This is a genomic window from Bacteroides finegoldii DSM 17565 (assembly GCF_000156195.1).
Lineage (GTDB): Bacteria > Bacteroidota > Bacteroidia > Bacteroidales > Bacteroidaceae > Bacteroides > Bacteroides finegoldii.
In genome coordinates, this window is sequence record NZ_GG688320.1 from 189,659 (window position 1) to 209,588 (window position 19,930).

Annotated in this window: 11 protein-coding genes; 2 read left to right on the plus strand and 9 right to left on the minus strand. The window is 41.4% G+C overall.

Going from position 1 to position 19,930, the window contains the following annotated elements; all coding sequences use genetic code 11:
* Positions 1 to 350 precede the first annotated feature (350 nt).
* From BACFIN_RS13605 to BACFIN_RS13580, 6 genes are all read right to left on the minus strand, one after another.
* Positions 351 to 1,121 (minus strand): hypothetical protein, encoded by a 771-nt coding sequence (locus BACFIN_RS13605; protein WP_022276127.1) that lies wholly within the window; start codon positions 1,119 to 1,121, stop codon positions 351 to 353.
* Between the two features lie 21 nt (positions 1,122 to 1,142).
* Positions 1,143 to 2,744: a fimbrillin family protein gene (locus tag BACFIN_RS13600; protein ID WP_007751051.1), complete on the minus strand. Its 1,602-nt coding sequence runs from the start codon at positions 2,742 to 2,744 to the stop codon at positions 1,143 to 1,145.
* Positions 2,745 to 2,766: 22 nt separating this feature from the next.
* A complete protein-coding gene (locus BACFIN_RS13595) occupies positions 2,767 to 3,657 on the minus strand; it encodes a fimbrillin family protein (protein ID WP_022276129.1) in 891 nt (296 codons plus the stop codon).
* Positions 3,658 to 3,691: 34 nt separating this feature from the next.
* Positions 3,692 to 4,630 carry a fimbrillin family protein gene (locus BACFIN_RS13590; RefSeq protein WP_032839432.1) on the minus strand — a complete coding sequence of 313 codons (939 nt, stop codon included), beginning with the start codon at positions 4,628 to 4,630 and terminating at the stop codon, positions 3,692 to 3,694.
* 121 nt (positions 4,631 to 4,751) lie between these two features.
* A complete protein-coding gene (locus tag BACFIN_RS13585; RefSeq protein ID WP_007751059.1) occupies positions 4,752 to 6,032 on the minus strand; it encodes a rhamnogalacturonan acetylesterase in 1,281 nt (426 codons plus the stop codon).
* Between the two features lie 261 nt (positions 6,033 to 6,293).
* A complete protein-coding gene (locus BACFIN_RS13580) occupies positions 6,294 to 7,415 on the minus strand; it encodes a glycoside hydrolase family 88/105 protein (protein ID WP_007751061.1) in 1,122 nt (373 codons plus the stop codon).
* 187 nt (positions 7,416 to 7,602) lie between these two features.
* Between BACFIN_RS13580 and BACFIN_RS13575 the strand changes: the two genes are divergently transcribed.
* Positions 7,603 to 10,359 carry an alpha-L-rhamnosidase gene (locus tag BACFIN_RS13575; protein WP_007751064.1) on the plus strand — a complete coding sequence of 919 codons (2,757 nt, stop codon included), beginning with the start codon at positions 7,603 to 7,605 and terminating at the stop codon, positions 10,357 to 10,359.
* Here BACFIN_RS13575 and BACFIN_RS13570 read toward each other — a convergent pair.
* Positions 10,349 to 12,754, minus strand: coding sequence for a glycoside hydrolase family 2 TIM barrel-domain containing protein (locus BACFIN_RS13570; RefSeq protein WP_032839396.1), 2,406 nt, complete (start codon positions 12,752 to 12,754; stop codon positions 10,349 to 10,351). The genes BACFIN_RS13575 and BACFIN_RS13570 overlap by 11 nt on opposite strands.
* A gap of 244 nt (positions 12,755 to 12,998) precedes the next feature.
* Here BACFIN_RS13570 and BACFIN_RS13565 point away from each other — a divergent pair, with 244 nt between their 5' ends.
* Entirely contained in the window at positions 12,999 to 13,955 is a 957-nt protein-coding gene (locus BACFIN_RS13565) for a polysaccharide deacetylase family protein (protein WP_032839397.1), read from the plus strand.
* 139 nt (positions 13,956 to 14,094) lie between these two features.
* Here the strand turns inward: BACFIN_RS13565 and BACFIN_RS13560 are convergent, their stop codons facing one another.
* Both BACFIN_RS13560 and BACFIN_RS13555 read right to left on the minus strand, forming a co-directional pair.
* Positions 14,095 to 15,405, minus strand: coding sequence for a rhamnogalacturonidase (locus BACFIN_RS13560; protein WP_032839433.1), 1,311 nt, complete (start codon positions 15,403 to 15,405; stop codon positions 14,095 to 14,097).
* Between the two features lie 139 nt (positions 15,406 to 15,544).
* Positions 15,545 to 19,879 (minus strand): hybrid sensor histidine kinase/response regulator transcription factor, encoded by a 4,335-nt coding sequence (locus BACFIN_RS13555; protein WP_007751080.1) that lies wholly within the window; start codon positions 19,877 to 19,879, stop codon positions 15,545 to 15,547.
* Positions 19,880 to 19,930: the final 51 nt, after the last annotated feature.

Here is a 19,930-nt window from a genome sequence, read left to right on the forward strand (position 1 = left end):
AGTGTAACCATTAAGTCAGACTTGTGCATCATCACGGTTGCCCAACAGCAACAGACTAATCGTAAACAAGCAGAATAATATAGAAGTAACAGGCTGATGAACAGACTGTTATCCAGAAAGTGCAATTTTATTTCCAAAAAGAGCGAAAACGACCTTATGTTTTCTGTAAACTTACTTTAATTTAGGGGCATTTTCATCATTAAGTATCTGATTATAAGCGATGTGACATTTTTGTTTTTCCCCGTATAAAACTTAAAATAAAGACAATTTTGTTGCACTGAAGAAATAAGAATGGGGAAAACTGTCCTTACATACAGCTTTCCCCATTCTTATAAGAAATGAATCTTCTTTTATTTTCCTATGGCACCAGCCCAGTCTTTGGCAAAGCGGAAATTACCGATATTTCCTTTAAACCCATTACGGTTTCTGAGTGCGACAGACTTCAGACCTGCTTTCAAAGCACCTTCTTCACCAGTAACTACTATATCTGCTTTTGGCTCGCTCTGTCCCAATTCCGGATCTACAAATAATGAAACTTCATTCTTCGTATAGTCTACCTTCAAGACCAATAAATGAGTTTTATTATAATCATAAGCCATCGGAGCTTCAGCACGTTCTTTCAACAATCCTACTGCAAATTTGATTTTATCATTTCCTTCGCGTCTCACATATACCTGACCACGATTTCCACCACCTACATAACTGGCACTGGCAGCCAAGAAGTCGGCCAAGTTTGTTCCGACTTTAGAGAAATTCGCCAGACAGGCAATATAATATGTACCTTTAGAATATACTTTTCCGGATTCAACCAATGAATATACGCTGACACGAGAGCCTTTCACACCTTGCGGAAAACCCAAAGTGATAGATGGCCCCGCTTCACTATATCCCTCATAAGTCAACGCCTTTCCTATCGTAGGGCTTACCGATCCTTCAACCGGTTTAGAAGTAAAACCACCACACCAAGTATCTACGTTGATAGGCGCTCTTTTATCATTATAAACTGTTTTCTCCAAAACATCACCTTCTTTATAACCTTTCAATAGGTCATTCTTAACGATTTGAGCCTGACTGCCTAATGCTACAGCAGCTAAAGCTATTGATACAAATACTTTTTTCATCATTTTCTTATATTAATTCATTCAAAAAGCAAAAGTAAAACGAAGATATGCCGTTCTAGTAGACTTATAGGCTCTAGCTTCCTTGATACTTTTTTCTGTTACTTTACTATTGTATGCATACATCATTTGGTTGTTAAATTCAGTACTTGACCAATAACCTAGTTGTTTATCATTAAGTACAAAATCCATTTCCTTTTGCTGCATTATTTCTAGCTTCTGATTCACTATATCCTTATTTTTATAAAGTATAGCCAATTCCTGAATAGAAGGAATAAACCAGTTTGTCGTCATTTCAGGTAGTAAACAATTATCACGATATCCCTGTAAACTTCCAATATTAATATATTCAGATCCAGGTGCTTGTTTTACTATAGTTTCTATTACCTTTATGTTATTATATCCAAGCATTTTTTCAAACTTACTTGAAATTCCATAATCTGCTATTTGCACATTGAAAAAAGAACTCTGCAAAGATAATGTTTCAAACCATTTACCAAACTCTATACTTTTCTTTTCCGTCTCCCAATAAATACGTTCATCTTCTCCATCAGTCAAAGCAACAACAAAAGCATGATTACATGCAGGATAGTCACGTTTCAATGCATCTTTAGTCACATCTCCATATTCACCCTCATATAATTCAGAAGGAAAAGTTTTTCCCACATAATAAACCACACCAATACATCCTTTGACCGGAGGATTTTCATCTGTCACAGAGACAATGTTACCATCTGCATAATAAAAATCACCCACCTGCAAATGATGTTTCTTTTCCTGATGACCACCATCAACAACGAAGCGTTTATATTTGCCTTGTTCCATTTTACCTTCTGTCACTAGTGAACATTTCTTTCCATTATAATACCCTGTAATCGTTTCTGCAGACGACGGTTTTCTCAACAAGCGATACTCATCCTTAGCTGCATCATAATAAGGCAATATTTTCTCCTCTCCTATCTCAAACGAAATACTCGCCGGATTCGGTTTCGCAATATAAGGAGTTTCTTCCGGAAGTACCGTTCCCTCTGCATCCGTAAATAGATAATGTGTAGAAGGCAACTTCACCACAACCAGACTCATACGATGCGATAATTGAAAACTCAATGAATAATTTCCATTTTCACCAATTAGCTCCGTCTTACCCGAAGTCATTAAATCCTGTTTTGCGTACTCTTTCTGGTCACTTTGTGCATTAGTCAAATTCCAACTATCTACAAGAGGAGCAAAGAAATCCTCTCCCTGCAAATCAGTTTTACCCGTCATATCTGCTTGATAAGGATAATACGCATAAAATACTACGCCTTCCAAGCTTTCATCATATAATATCGGCTTACCCGACCAACTAGAACCATTGTAAGTGAGCAGCATATTATTTATTTCATCCATAATCACACCATCCTTCACTGCGAACAGTCCTAATTGATCACCCTGCGTGAAGGTAGTCACAAATCCGTCGTCAACCGTGCGCGTCTGCGATTCACTACTTACCAACCCTGTATCAGCCACATTCAATACAACCAGATTTTGCTGATTTACTTGTGTTTCTTCATCCTGTGAGCAGCTTGCACAACCCAATGCCAACACTGCCAACAACAGCTTTTGTATAAATTTATATTGTTTCATATCCGATTCTTAGTTTTGAATATTACTCTGCATCATCAGTTCCTTCCACTGATTCATCATCACCATCCCATGACGCTGAATTCTTCTCTACTTCCACCACGAGTCCCGGTTTTCCTACTCCTACATTATATGTATACTGGTGTCCGCTTTCCAAAATTCCTTCACCATTGCCCGGTGTATGGGCAAACTTTCTCCCATCTTTCAACTCTACCTGAAAAAACAATTTACCTGACATATCCTGAGGAACCGTCAACATCTGATAAGAAGCGACATAATCTTTTCTAACCTCCGATACAAACGGATGCATCACGGAAGTCTCCACACCCTCTGCAGGGCTGATCTTCCCTTCGGAAACAGTTGCTTTTGTCACAGTTCTTACAGTAAATACCGCACCTTCCAAATCTGTCTCTGATACCGTATCGTCATCTCCTTTTACATTAATAATCAACTTAACCGTTCCATGACGGAAAGTAAGTTTCCGATCGCTACGGAATTTCATCTTTTCATACGCATAAAGGAAATCCGCCTGATTGTACGCCTCTTCAGTAGTCTGATCTTCCGGTACAGTCCATCCGGTCAGCAATGTCTCCGAAGCCGGATACCAGGCAAATAAAGTCTCTTCCTCCGTAGTTGTGTACCAATAAAGAGGATCGTTATTCTTGGCTGTCATTTCCTTGGAAGCCGAAACCTCATATAATTTCTGCGTAACGCCATCATAAAGAGATATTTCCTCTCCACCATTCCAAGAGGTCTTTTCTCCAATAGCACGGGTAAAGGTCATATCCGCCTTTTCCGCCATCAATTCTACCGGATACTTATTATTCTGAAAGTCATCTTCTGCCATATCGGTACACGCTCCGAAGAAACCTGTTACCATCAATAAGCAAGAAAGGGCTAATTTATTTCTTTTCATACCGTTCTTTTTTTGAATCCTTATCATGCTTTATTCACTCTGTCACTGACGCTGTCACATCCTTTTCATCTTCCTCAACCCAATCGGCAATTTCAGCAGTCTTAATAGTCATGGCGGGATTTTCAAATGTCACATTGTAAGGATATGCATGACCGGCCAACAGATTTTGTGCAGGAACATATTCAGTATAAGTCTCATTATTCATTCTGACTTCCAACAACACACTTTCAGTCATTTCTTGCGGGAACAGGATGATGGAAACATTCATTTCCCCTTCCGACGGTTTGGCTACATCCACTGTCAACTCAGAATCAGGAGTAGCTCCTTCTTTAGCAACCGCCTCTCCGGTATTCACATCAAATGTACCTTCCAGTTGCAGACTTTTCAGATGTACAGTCATATCATTCAATGTAGCACCATTCTTTGCTGCGAAACGAAGAATGATTTTAGCCATCCGATGTGTAAAATTAAATGTTACGGGAGAATCCGCATATACTTCGGTAGCCTCTGCGAAAAGGAAGTCAATCTGAGGTTGTTTATCGACAGACTGTTCCGCTCCGCTTATTTTCTTTGTTATCACTCCTTCTTCTCCCGGCAAAGCACCGTTCTCTCCCTGATAAGGATAATACGCCGCCAATGTGTATGCGCCATCACCCTTCAAACGGATATTGTTATCCACAGAACCTTCGTTCACAACACGGAATGCATTGCCATTGTCTTTACGATACTGAATATTGATATAAGTATCGACTGCATTACCACTCGTCGGTCCGTCCACAGTGACTCCGATACGGTCGTCAGCTCCCCAGTTTGAGCCGACAGCACGGGTATTCTGAACATCAGTCGCATCATTGATAGTTCCCAAAATCTCGATTGGATTATAAGCACGGTCCGCTTTTCCCGATTCATCATCACTACAAGCTGTAAAAGCCAATGATACTGCCATAGCGACAGCCAGATACATGTTTTTCATTGATGTCTTCATTTTTAAGTTATTATTTTCCGATTGTTTTTTGCAAATGTAAGCCTACTTATCGAAGTGCACAATGGACGATTGTACGCAAATGACTTGGTAATCATCCATTGCTTCCCCTTTAATTGCCGTCCGGTTTTTCTATCTCCGTAAATGGACATAAATTCCATTTGAAGGTTTCAAATTTATCCGGTTGGGCAGGGTTGAATCCTTTATAATCTGCTCTCAAATAATTGACAATATCCAATTTTGCCTTTTTCATTCCTTCCACCACACACTTCGCAGTCTCATAAGCGCCATACGTGCTGAAATGAGAATTATCCTTGAACTCTCTCGTTTGTCCGGGAAAAGTTCCTGCCGGATAGTGAACATATAATTTCATGGAGCCGTCAACTCCTAAAGCATCACAAAGCATGGTTGTCATCCCATTAAGCTCTATCAAAGGAACATTCTCCTTTTGTGCTACCCAACGAATAGCGTCCGGATATTCCCCATGTGTATTTACAGATTTTCCTTCTTTGTCAAAACGACGGCGACAAGTAGGAGTGACCAGCACCGGATTGGCTCCCTTAGCACGGGCCTCATCAATAAATATTTTCAGATTATAGACAAAAGAAAAGTAAGCCCCTGTTCCCGGTTGCTTCTGCTTTTGATCATTATGACCGAATTCAACGAGAAGATAATCTCCTTTTTTAATCTGGGACATGATTTTTTTCAAACGGTTGCCACTGATAAAAGTATTAGCGGACAAACCGGATTCGGCATGATTGGCTATACACACTTTATCCGTGAAGAAACGGGGAATCATTTGTCCCCAAGCTCCCCAAGGTTCATTGTCGTAGTCTACAACCGTTGAATTGCCACAAAGATAAACGGTCGGAACGTTCTCCACAGGTTCTATTATTAAAGAGTTCAAACGGGGAGATTCTCCGTTAAATTCCAGTGTCAGTTTATCATCCCAATTAAGTTTATTCTTCTCACGGGATTTGATACGTACTCTCTCTTTCCCGGATATTTTAATATTACGCTTATTAATTGTAAACGTCTCTGTTTTCAATTCCCCTTTCTTGGTAGACAGGTTCTCTATAAACAAACGGCGCGACTCACCACGTACCGTAGTGCTGGAGGGTTCATTCTTACTGCCTATGACCACTGTCACTTTATAATTTCCATCAGGAACATTCACCGAAAAGAAGAAAGGTTTGTTACTTTTGCCATCCCATGCGGGTTGCAAATCATACCCATAGCCTTGTTCATTGTTAAACAAAGTCTGAGGCGTAACCTTCAAATACCCCTCCTTTACTTTCTTATCCGAACTAAAATCGAACTTATAGGTCTGCTTTTGGGCAACACATATCGTTGCAACCAGTAAAACATTTAGCAATAATGCAATCTTTTTCATTATATCTGAATTATTTAAAGTTGAACATTTCATCGCGTTCTCTCAATTATCGCAAAGATAGCGGGAATCAAGTAATCGGATAATGGAAAATTATACGTTAATACAGGGAGGATTATCCATTCACGGCTTTTCCTGTCCCCCAAAAGCCTGGTTCTTCTACATATATACAAAAACGGTTGAAAGCCAATGCATCTTTTCCGATGAATTGTTTTCAACCGTTTCAATAAAATACAGTTGGTTTCTTTATTACTTAAAGAATGCTTATTTCAGTTTATACACTTCCGTTCCGGCAAGCAGGAAACAACCTACACCGTAATCTTCAAAATCAGGCACACTCTTATAAGTCACCGGTTGTCCGTCTTTCGGCTCTTTACCCGTCCCTTGAACATAACCCAAGAATCCGTTCGGATGAACAGCGTCTTTTACCATAGCATTCCATGCTTTCAAAAGAATGGGCAGATATTCACTACGGTCCAACAAGCCATTACGCACTCCCCAAGCCATTCCATATACAAAAAGAGCTGTTCCGGAAGTTTCTTTTCCACCGAAGTTGGTAGGATCATGCAGGCTGACATTCCAGAAACCATCTTCACGCTGGCATTTCTTCAATGCCTTACTCATGGTAAGGAAATCATTTATATAATCCTGACGATGCAGCTCGTCTGACGGGATTTCGTTCAGCACACGTACCAAAGCGGCATATACCCATCCGTTGCCACGACTCCAATAGCAGTCTTCACCGTTCGGTTCCTTATAAGGAGGGTTAAAATCCTGATCGCGCCACCACAAGCCATCCTTCTGATTGAACATACCTGTTTCGTCATGCTGGCTGCGTGTATAGTAATACATATCCCACATCTTATCATAATATTTCTGCTCTCCGGTCATTTTTCCGAATTTGGCAAAAATAGGCATTGCCATCTGTACGGCGTCAATCCACCACCAGTCATTGACTTGCGGAGTATTTACCACCATATCAATGGATAGTTTGATATTCTTAATCATCTCCGGTTGGGGACAGATATTATATAAATCGATATAGGTTTGTCCGCAGCAATGGTCATCGGCATTGCGGGTAGTGTTGCCATTACGCATTCCCCATTTATGGAAAGCTGCCCAATCATAAGCATATTCATAATAATCCTCGCGCGGATAGATAGAATGGAGCGACATCAGTCCTTCATAATAAACACCTCGTGTCCAGATATTGCTCGGACGTACACGGCCGTAAAAACTGGGAATCGTGTAATCGGCATACTTTTTCATAAAGTAACCGTTCACTTTTTTCATGACTTCCAGCGTTTCCTTTCGGTCGGGCAAAGATTGGGCACTGACAGAAACCGTCAACGCAAGAAAGAATAAGAGTACTAAATTATTTTTCATGTGTATTCAAAATGATTAATTAAACTTCATGCCGCAAAAGTAGATGGATTAATCGTACGAAACAATGTACATTTGTACATAATTCTATGTATTAGTACAAATATGCATTTTTTTAAGGAAAGAATGCCGTAATTTAGCAACGTGAAAAGAAACAGCCTCACAAAGCTAATGATACATATATAAAAACATGAAGAAAAATACACTATTGATAGGTCTCCTGCTTGTCAGCGGAACCTTAGCGGCACAAGATTGGCCGACAGTCCAAACAGAAGCGCGTCCCGGCAGCAGATGGTGGTGGATGGGAAACACAGTCGATATTCCCAATCTGACTTACAACATCGATGAATATGCTAAAGCCGGGTTGGGAACATTGGAAGTGACTCCAATCTACGGGGTACAAGGAATGGACGACAAAGAACTGAAATTCCTGTCACCCGAATGGACGGCTATGTTAAAGCATACCCAGGCAGAAGCAAATAGAAACGGTATGCAGATTGATATGAATACCGGAACCGGCTGGCCTTTCGGAGGACCGGAAGTTACGTTGGAGGACGCTGCCACCAAAGCCATATTTCAGGAATACAAGATAGAAGGAGGGGAAGAAAACATTCTCAATCTGGAGGTAAAAGACCCTAAACAAGCAAAGGTTGCAAAGTTGAATAAAGTTATGGCCTACAATGCACAGGGACAGAAACTGGATATTACCTCAAAAGTAAAAGATTACCGGCTCACATGGAAAGCTCCCAAAGGAGAATGGCGAATTATTGCATTATATATAGGAAAGACACAGCAAAAAGTAAAGCGTGCCGCTCCCGGAGGAGAAGGTTATGTAATGAACCACTTGGATAAGGGAAGCGTTAAACGTTATCTTGACAAATTCGACAGGGCTTTTCAAAGAGATAAGGTCACTTACCCCAAAACATTCTTCAATGATTCGTATGAAGTGTACCAAGCCGATTGGACACCTGCCCTATTGGAAGAGTTCGCCCGCCGAAGAGGATACAAATTAGAAAATTACTTCCCCGAGTTTCTGGATGAAAAACGACCGGAAATAACGACACGCATCATAACGGATTACCGGGAGACGATCTCCGACTTACTGATTGAGAACTTTACCCGGCAATGGACTGCATGGGCACATAAGCATGGAAGTATCACGCGTAATCAAGGGCATGGTTCACCCGCCAATCTGATTGATGTATATGCCTCCGTAGATATTCCGGAATGTGAAGGTTTCGGACTTTCCCAATTCCATATCAAAGGATTACGCCAGGATTCACTTACCCGCAAGAACGATTCGGACATTTCAATGCTGAAATATGCCTCTTCCGCTGCCCATATCACAGGAAAGCCATATACATCCAGTGAGACGTTTACCTGGTTGACGGAACATTTCCGGACTTCACTGTCTCAATGTAAACCGGATATGGATCTGATGTTTGTCTCCGGAGTGAACCATATGTTTTTTCACGGCACCCCCTATTCTCCCAAAGAGGCGGAATGGCCGGGCTGGTTATTTTACGCCACTATCAATATGTCACCGACCAATAGCATCTGGCGTGACGCCCCGGCTTTTTTCCAATACATCACCCGTTGCCAGAGTTTCCTGCAAATGGGTAAGCCTGATAATGACTTCCTTGTTTATCTTCCGGTATATGATATGTGGGAAGAACAACCGGGACGGCTTCTCTTATTCGACATCCACCAAATGGCCAAGCGTGCTCCGAAGTTTATAAAAACCATCCACCAGATAACCTCCAATGGTTACGATGTAGACTATATTTCGGACAAGTACCTCCAGAATACCCGCTACGAGGGAGGAAATCTCCGTACAGAAGGAGGCAGTAACTATAAAGCAATTATCGTGCCCGCTGTAAAATATATGCCGGAGAAAGTATTGGCACATCTAGTCTCATTGGCAAAACAAGGAGCAACAATTGTATTCATGGAGAATTATCCTAAAGATGTTCCCGGATTCGGTAATCTGGAAAGTCGCAGAAATGCTTTCACAAAAGTTCAAAAACAACTTCCCGACATCAGCGATTTTAACCAAAGCATTAGCAGTTCATTCGGAAAAGGACATATCATAACCGGTACGGATTATGCTGCGACATTAGGTAAATGTAAGGTAATGCCTGAAGAGATGAAGACGAACTTTGGTCTGCAATATATCCGCCGCCAACACAGCACCGGACACCATTATTTCATCTCTTCTTTGCAAGACAAAGGAGTAGATAATTGGATTACTCTCAGTGTTAATGAACCAACAGCCATGCTGTTTGATCCGATGACCGGAGAAAAAGGAAAAGCGCAAACCCGGATAAAGGACGGAAAGTTACAAGTATATCTGCAATTACAGTCCGGCGAAAGTGTGATTATTCAAACATTCGATCATCCGGTTGAGACTCAAGCATGGAAATATATCCAAGAGCAACCTGTCAGCCTCAGCCTCGACCATGACTGGACGTTGCGTTTTGTACAAAGTACCCCCGCTATCGAAGGAACTTTCGCTATCGATAGCCCGACTTCATGGACGGAAATCAACCATCCAAACGCAAAAATCAATATGGGCACAGGGTTATACAGTCTTGAGACAGTTCTGCCTGCGCTGAACGCTGATGATTGGATTCTCGATCTGGGAGATTTGCGGGAAAGTGCTCGCATACGCATTAACGGTAAAGAAGCGGGAACTGTCTGGGCCGCACCTTTCCGGTTAAAGGTCGGCAAATATCTGCAACCGGGCAAGAATCTGATTGAGATTGAGGTGACCAATCTTCCCGCTAACCGTATTGCAGAATTGGACAGACAAAACGTTCCCTGGCGCAAGTTTAAAGAAATCAACTTTGTAGGACTCAACTACAAAAAGAATAAATACGACAGTTGGGAAGTCCTTCCTTCAGGCCTCAATGGAGGTGTGAAACTGATTCCGATAACTACTTTGTAACCAACTTCTTTACTGCATCCTTCAATCCTTTGGAGGATGCAGTTATTACTACCTCGCCACCGGAACGGTCCGAACGTAAGATCGCCATGATGAATCCTTTATGCAACTTCTTCGTATTTCCGGTAAATAACTCATCTGTAAAATGATCCCCATTGTCCACAGCAATCAGCCTTGCAGCCCCCGAAACCTTAAAAGTAACCTCGTCTTTAGTATCAGGTACTACCCTTCCTTTATTATCCACCGCATATACCTTTACATATTGTAAGTCCATCCCATCCGCTTTCCAATCCTCCGGATTCTCTACCACCATTTTCAAAGCAGTCGCCTTACCGGTCGTTTCCAACCTATGACGTGCCACCTCTTTTCCGTTATTCCGGGCAACTGCTATGATATTTCCTCCTTTACCGTATGGTATGTTTTCCCAATAAATGATATTGCGCCGGGTGATATCCGTCCGGTCATTCTTACGTATCCCCATAGATTTGCCATTAACCAGCAATTCCACTTCATCAGCGTTGGTATATGTATATAAGTTCTGCATACTGCCCGTTGCCCAGTTCCAATGAGAAGCCAAAGATAAACTTCCCACCATAATATCATTCCATTCAATGGCTTCCTTACCATTATCCATCACTCCGATATGCACCAAAGGCTCTTCGCAGAAAGCACTCTTTATCAGATAGGCTTGCGGATAAGGTTCCAGACAATGATTGAAGAAAGAAAAGTTCCAGCCTTTCTTCGGCCATCCGTTCGATTCCCCCCAATACTCGATAGCTCCCCAATAGGCGAGTCCCACCATCTTATCATGATCCATGCCAAAGAAAGGAGCAGCAAGCTCATTCGTTGTAGCTTCGCTCTGATATACGGTCATGTGCGGACACTTTTCCAGATATTGGGCATAGTTCAGATAACGATAATTGAAACTTGACACTTCTGTTACAGTTGCCAGCTCGGGAGGATATACTTTGGTGTTAAATTCCGGTTCATTCTTTCCGATAGCTCCGGCACGTGCCGGAAACATAGCCACAGTCGTTTTACGAGTCTTATCATAACGTTTGACAAGCACATCGAAGATACGGTAAGTGGTGACACCCCAATCACCGGTAGGAAATCCGGCTAAGTCTTCCCGCATCTGCAATTCATTTCCCAAACTCCATAATATAACAGACGGATGATTGCGGTCGCGTTTGATCCATTCGGGAATCATCTGATACCATAGTTGTGTGAAAGGCACTCTACCACCCCAATAGCTATTGTCGCTCCATTTATCAATCAGCTCATCCACTACCAAAATACCATATTTATCAGCCAGTTTCAAGAACGACTCGGAATAAGGGTTGTGAGACGAACGAATGTGATTATAACCGAACCGCTTCATTAGCTGAAACTGCCGCTCGATAGCTCTGTCAAAAGCGGCAACTCCTACAGCTCCCAAATCATGATGGTTGGAAATACCTTTTAGGAACAATTTTTTGCCGTTCAGTTTAAATCCGAAATCAGGAGAGAACTCTAACGTACGAATGCCGAATGTCTCCGTCACACAATCAATAACTTTACCATCCTGCACCAAAGAAACTTCAGCAGTATAAAGATTAGGGGTCTCACAAGACCATAACCCGGGACTGTCTACCGTTACTATCGGAAGAGAAACCTCAACTGTTTGTAATTTCGATTTTTGAGGAGCCTTCCCTCTCGTACCGGCAACCGTTTTTCCGTCAGGAGCCAATATTCGGGCATTGATTTCAATATCCAGACTTTTATTGCGAATTCCTTCCAACTCTACTTGTACACTGACTTCCGCCCTTTGCTCCGTGATTTTAGGAGTTGAGACAAATACGCCATGTCTTGCAATGGCAATGGGATTCTTGATGACCAAATGAACATCCCGAAACAAACCACCGCCCGTATACCAACGCGATCCGTCTTTTTTGCCCGTTGAGGCCCAGACAGCCACTACATTATCCTCATCATATTTAAGCAAATCAGTAATATCCGTTTCAAAACCAAGATAACCATAATCGGTACTCCCTACCTTCCTGCCATTTACCCAAACATCTCCAACAAGCATAATGCCTTCAAAGTCAAGCAAGACACGTTTACCCTTCCATGCAGGATTTGCCTTAAAATGTTTACGATACCAACCTGTCCCCATAGCTTTAAAGCCACGTGCCCCTCCGGCGGACTCATCCCACGTTTGCTCTATCTGGAAATCATGAGGCAAATCCAGCACACGCCAATCATCATCATCATCATAAGTTACCAATTGAGCTTCTTTCAAATCACCGGCCCGAAACTTCCAGTCAAAATTAAATAATTGCGATACACGCGGCTGTTCTTGCGCAAAGACTAACACTGCTTGCAGTACTAAAAAGGATAATAGAATAAAATTTTTCATCTTAGATTGTTTTCTTAGTATTATTCTTAAATAATTGTACGGATGATCCATATAATTATCATTCACCCAACAAAGATAAACCGGAAAATCATCTATCCCTATATAAATTCTACCGAATACATATAAAATAATACACTTACAACTTCCTCATGTACTATTTTTCATGAAATCCGCACATATATCCATAGAAATGCTAAATCATATTCCCTACTTTTGCATAGTTAATATAATAAACTCAAATATCATGAAGAAATTTCTTTTTTACCTTTTTACTTTAGGACTCTTTTCAAACTATGCTTTCAGTTCAGATAGCATTTACGTCGCCCGATATAAAGGAGACAAAGCTTGTGCCATCAGTTATACCTTTGATGACGGATTAGCAGAACAATATACATTGGCTGCTCCCCAACTGGAGAAACGGGGATTTCGGGGAACTTTCTGTGTGAATGGCGCCAAAGTCAACAAAGACAACAAACACATCACAGATACCACACGAGTGACCTGGACACAGTTAAAAGAAATGTCCGACAAAGGTCATGAAATCACAAATCACGGATGGGCACATAAGAATTTCTCCCGTTTTCCCTTAGAGGAAATCCGGGAAGATATAGTAAAGAATGATAGTGCCATATTAGCCAATACCGGCGTCATGCCCCGTACTTTCTTTTATCCCAATAATAACAAAAAAGAAGAAGGCAAACGAATTGCCGTACAGAACCGGGTAGGAACAAGGACCAAACAACGTTCCATAGGAAGAAAATCCACTCCACGAGACTTGGAAAAATGGGTGGCGACATTAATTGCCACAAATGATTGGGGAGTGGGTATGACACATGGTTTGACGTATGGTTACGATGCCTTCCCGAATCCACAACGTTTATGGGATCATTGGGACAAAGTAAAAGCTATGGAAGATAAGATCTGGGTAGGTACTTTCCGAGAAGTGGCAGCTTATACCGAAGAACAGAAACATACGCGCCTGGACATTCGCCAACAAAAGAAAGGACTCATCATAACCCCGCAACTGGATCTGGATAAAGAGATTTTCACAGAACCGCTTACAATGGTCATTCAAAAAGAAGGTGTCAGAAAGATGACAGCCAGACAAGGAAAGAAAAAACTGGCAGTTCATAAAATTGGCGATAAATTCATATTCGATTTTAATCCTTTCGGAGAAGCAATCAAAGTTTATTTTAAATAAACAAGAAGGAGGGTGATAAAAAACGCAGGATTAACGCAAATTATCGTATTATTTCAGTTATTAATCAACGACTTATAACATTATTTCTGCGATAATTTGCGTTAATCAGCGTTTTACTTTTGAATTTCCATCCACCCCGTTAGCGTACCTCTTGCGAATTGACCTTTACATTCTTAACTACAAAACGGTCAACAATATCCTTATCAAACTGGCCTTTCTTCGCCCGGATATCCAGATCCTCAAAACAAAAATCGGACAACCGATATTGGTCAGACTTTTTCACATTGAAGAAAGTAGTACAATCCAGATCGATATTACGCATAGTAATATTATTAGAATATGAGATAGGGATATCTTTCCGGTCTCCTAAATTATAGAATTGAGTCCACGGTGCCACATAGATAAAATCTCCGGCATTTCCTTTTATATCTTCCACCAAGATATATTCGTATTTCTGCGGAGTATCGGGACGCATCTTTAAATGCAGAAGAATACGTGCCTGATCCATCGTACTGCGACGGAATATTACATTGCGGTTATGTATTGACTCACTCCCGCAGGTCAAAGCACTGTGACAATAACCATATCGGCAATCTTCAATAACAATATCATAGTTGCCGCCATTATTGACATCTTTGTCCGCCCAAGGACCTTTGCCTCCCTTTAATGCCACCGCATCATCGCACACTGACATATAACAATTCTTTATCAACACATTGTTACAGACATCCAGATCAACAGCGTCCGTACTCGGGGCCTCCATCGGCTTGCGGGGAGATGTTATATGAAGATTCAATAGTTTCACGTAACTGCATTTATAGTAATGAGTAGTCCAAAACGGAGAATTGGCAATACTGATTCCTTCTATCTGAACATTCTTGCAGTTAGACAAATAAATGATACGGGGACGCTGCTCATCCATATTCGTACAGTTCGGATTCCACTCCCTACGCAACCAAAACGCTTTCCAATAACGGAAACCATTGCCATTGAGCATACCTTTTCCAGAGATAGTAAAACCGTCAATGCCGTCTGCATTAATCAAAGCTGTATAATACTTTACCGTTTGTCCTTCCATGCGGGTAAGCTGAATTCGGAAATCACCCGCATCATCACTTCCTTTCAATACGGCATTTTCTTCAAGATACAAATGCGTCTTCGGTTTAAAGAAAAGCGAACCGCTTAGAAAAGTCCCTTTAGGAATTACAATGACTCCCCCACCATTCTTCGCCGCCCGGTCAATCACATTCTGTATCTGTTCGGTTTGTAGTTTTGCACTGTCATTAACTACCCCATAATCTGTTATCCTATACTGCTTACCGAGCGAATTTATATTCACGCTCTCATTATTCCTGAACCAGTCAGGAATCAGTTTACCATCAGGGAACTTATCTTGTCCCAAAACCTGCAAGCAGCAGCAAAGTGTGATAAATGCAACAATCAATTTCATCTTCGATATTACTTTTTTGATTAAACTTGTACATTGCAAAGTTATCACATCCACCGTAAATAGGAATGGACTAAAATAACAGAAGAATGCACTTTTGTACATTCTTCTTTAATAATTCATATAAAATCGTTCATTCCTATTAGTTTTCCGGTCTATTTTCTTCTTGTTCACCGGATTTCTCTTCTGGTAGCTCTTCCTCCGGTACAGCATCTCCGTCTACTCCGCGCTGATACACAGAAGGCGCTACACCAAAATGCTCCTTAAAACATTTACTGAAATAGAACGGACTATTAATCCCTACCCGATAAGCCACTTCCGAAACCGTCAACCGTTCATCCGACGATAATAGCTCGGCAGCTTTCTTCATACGTACTACACGTAGATATTCATTAGGGGAATAACCTGTCAAGCCACGTAATTTTCTATAAAATACCGTCCGCCCCAATTTCATAAATTGCGCAAACTCATCCACAGAGAACTCCGGTCGGGACAGATTACGCTCCATCACAATATCCAACCTTTTGGCAAACTCTTTATCCCGGTCGGTAGCACAAATCGTAGTGCGCACTCCCTTCTCACTGGAGAATTTCTCTTTCAGTTTATCACGCTGTTCTATCAAACGGAATACCCGTGCCAACAATAGTTTGATGCTGAAAGGTTTCGCAATGTATGCATCGGCGCCGGCCTCAATACCTTCCAAGTGTTTTTCCGCAGAATTCAATGCCGTCAACAAAATTATCGGTATATGACTGGTTGCAAAATCCGTTTTCAGCTTCTTTGTCAACTCAAATCCTGTCATTCCCGGCATTAGCACATCACAGATTATCAAGTCCGCATCATACGTAGTCGCTTTTTCGAATCCGGAAATTCCATCGGCAGCCACTTCCACCTCAAAATACACGCCAATCTCTTCCTGTAGGAATTGACGGATATCATTATCATCCTCAATAATCAAGATTTTCCGTTTATTCAAAGGAGTCGTCATTTTATCCTGTCCGGGCAGTTCTTCCGGCAATTGTTCCAAATGGTGATTCCAGCTATCCGCTTCTTGCAACAGCACATTACCGGCAACCAGAAAATCTTTCTCTTCATAAACTGTCTTATCTGTCGGAATACACACCGTAAACACAGAACCGCCACCTTCGTTATCTCTATACTCAATAGTCCCCTTATGTACCTGTACCAGTTCATGGCTCAAATGCAAACCTACTCCAATACTGTCACCGGAGAAATTACTTTGCATAAAACGTTTGAATAACTCATTCTGCTTCTCTTTCGGAATACCGACTCCCGTATCTGAAACCTGAATCTGCAAAATCTTCTTCACCTCATCCACATTTACAGACAGGATAATAATACCCTTAGAAGGAGTATATTTAAATGCGTTGGAAAGCAAATTATAAGTCACCTTATCCAAGTTGCCCTTATCAATAAACATTTTGTAAGAAGGGACGGAAGGCTGGAATCGAAAATCCATCGCTTTTTGTTCCGCCACATCACCGAAACTCAGAAATATCTCGTAGAGGAAAGAAATTACATCCGTCTCTTCAAGGGAAAGAGCCAGTTTATTATTCTGCATTTTCCGGAACTCAAGCAACTGATTAATAAGGCGCAGCATACGTTGAGTACTCTTATCCATTGTCTTTAACGGATGTACCAACTCACGCGGAATATCAGTCACACGCTGTATCTTTTCCAAAGCCCCGTGAATCAATGTCAGAGGGGTACGGAACTCATGAGATATGTTTGTAAAAAACACAAGCTTGTATTCCGTCAGTTGCTTTTCTATATTGATACGGTTGCGTAAGCTATTGAAATTATGGATAATACGGAAGGCAAGATACAGGGCTATAACCAATACCAGAATATAACCGAATACCGCCCAATTAGTCTTCCAAAACGGAGGAACCACAACAATCTTCAAAGTAGTCTCATTTTCATTCCATATTCCCGAGCCATTGCAAGATTTTACATGCAACAGATAGGTTCCCGGATTGAGATACTTAAAAGATGCGAAATTAAGAGAAGACGGAGCACTCCATCCTTTATCATAATTCTCCAGCCAATACATATATTTCGTACGTCCGCTATCCGAATAGTCCAGTGTTGAGAAGTCTATCAGAATGGAGCTTTGATAATATTTCAAAGAAATCTCGTCCGAATAAGCCAGTGACTGTTGCAAAGGCGAATCCTCCATTTCGGGATTCATCTGGATTCCATTCACATACAAATTAGTGAAAACAACCGGAGAAAAAGAATCACTGTTTTGTATCTTCTCCGGATCAATGACAATCATTCCATAGTTTGTTCCAAAAAGCAACTTGCCGTCTTTTCCCACACAAGCACTGTTCTCACTATATACATTTCCTAAAGTATAAGAAGAGAAATAATAATTATCAGAAGAATGAGTAACCGGATTAAACTTCGAAATACCATACTCGGTAGCCACCCATAAGTCACCGTTTTTATCTCCGAGAATGGATTGGATAACATCGTTTACCAACCCTTCGTCTGTTCCGTAATTCTCATATTTCAGCAAATCATAGTTTTCTTGTGGTTCACAAAGATTCAATCCCGACCCCGACGTACCAATCCACATACGCCCCTTATCGTCCCGATAGATACATTTAATCTCATTACTACAGAATTTACCGTTCGTGTAGCTGAACAAATGATAATTATCGGCATCGGCAATCAATGAGTCAGGATGGAAAATGCATATTCCCTCGCTGGTTCCCACCCAAACCATACCGTTCTCGTCTTCTTCTATCACACGAACCATCCGCAGGCCCAACCTTTCCTGAAAAAAGTGCCTGAATTTATATCCCCCGTCCGCAGTCGGTTCAGCCAAATCAAGTCCTCCCCCGAAAGTACCTACCCACATCCGGTCTTTCCGGTCACGATAGATCGAAAAGACATCATTAGCGGATAATGTAGTCGGATTCGAAGGATCATTGACATACCATGAATCCGCTATCTTTAATCCGTTTCCACGAGTCCCCATCCACATTTTCCCTTCTTTATCCTCAGTAATGGCATAAATGTTGGAATGAAAATACTGATTTGTTATCTTCGAATGAAAATCCGAGTCAATGGTATACAGTCCTCCCCTACGCGTACCAAACCAGATATCTCCGTCGGATGTCTTAGTCAGCATACGAATGGTATTCGAACGGTCGAACAAATCGGGAGATTCCGGATAAATACGAGAAGTACCTTCGTTCAAAACAGAGATATGGGATAATCCGGAATACTCCGAACTTACCCAGATTCCACCGGAACGATCCTCCATCACATAAAGCAGGAAATCTGAAGCGATATGACTTTTATCGTTTATATTGGCCAGAAAATGTTCCAATTTATCCTCAGCCGTATCATAGGCAAAGAGACCATTACCATACGTAGATATCCAGATAATGCCACGCGAATCGTGCACAATATGATAACGCTCAAAATCGATATAGCTCAACTTGTCTTGGGGAATCAACCGGAATTCCTTTATTTTTCCACTATCGGCTGTGATATAGGTAAGACACCCTGTGTGATTAAAAATCCAGTAATCACCACGATTGTCCATTGTTAATTTGCCATGTTTGATATTCAGGCGGGAATCCGCAGCTATTTCTCCGGTACTGAAATCATACATATACACTCCGGTAGTAGTAAGGATCACCCATTGGTCCTTCAACAGAAAATTCCCGGTAGGTGATGTTTTTCCCGCAATAGAAGCAATAGAAGCACATTTTTTCATCTTTTGCGTAGTAGCCTGATAGCAATAGACATCTCCCTCTTCCGTCAGAAAATACATATCATTCTTATAGGACTGAGAAAAAGCAAAATGAATCAACCGGTCTTCAATCCTGTACTGACCGTTAGAAACGGATACTAATCCGCTCTGTGTCCCAATCCATATCCGTCCATCCGCACCCTCACTGACAAACCGCACTCTATTGTCCGGCATATTGCCCCGTTCTGTTTTAAACACAGTCGATGTCATCTCTCCGTTATCCTTATGAACGATTCTCCGACAACCATTTCCGGAATGCCATAACCACACATCACCATTGTTCGCTACGAATATAGTCGAATAGTTCTGCCTCAAATCTCCGCAACCTGTATAATCAACGAAACGTGCACGCTGCAGGTCATAGCAACTGATCAATTCCGGTGTCGTAGAAATCCATAGAAAGCCATCCTTGTCTTCTGTAAGGTCAAAAATACGGTTATCAGACAACGATACTTTATCTCCGGCTTGCGGGCGGAATGTCAGAAACGAATTACCATCATAACGGCTCAGTCCATTCAAGGTTGCCAGCCATAAGAATCCTTTAGTATCCTGATATATATAGCGAATAGAATTGTTGGGCAAACCATCACTTGTTCTCATTTGTGTAGAGCGAAGTTCAGTCGCCCCGTAAATGTTCAGCACAAGACCGATAGATAAGATGAAGAATAAGATATGTCTGTTTATCATAATAGATTTTCAGATTAATAATGAATTAGACAGGCAAAAGTACTAAAAAAA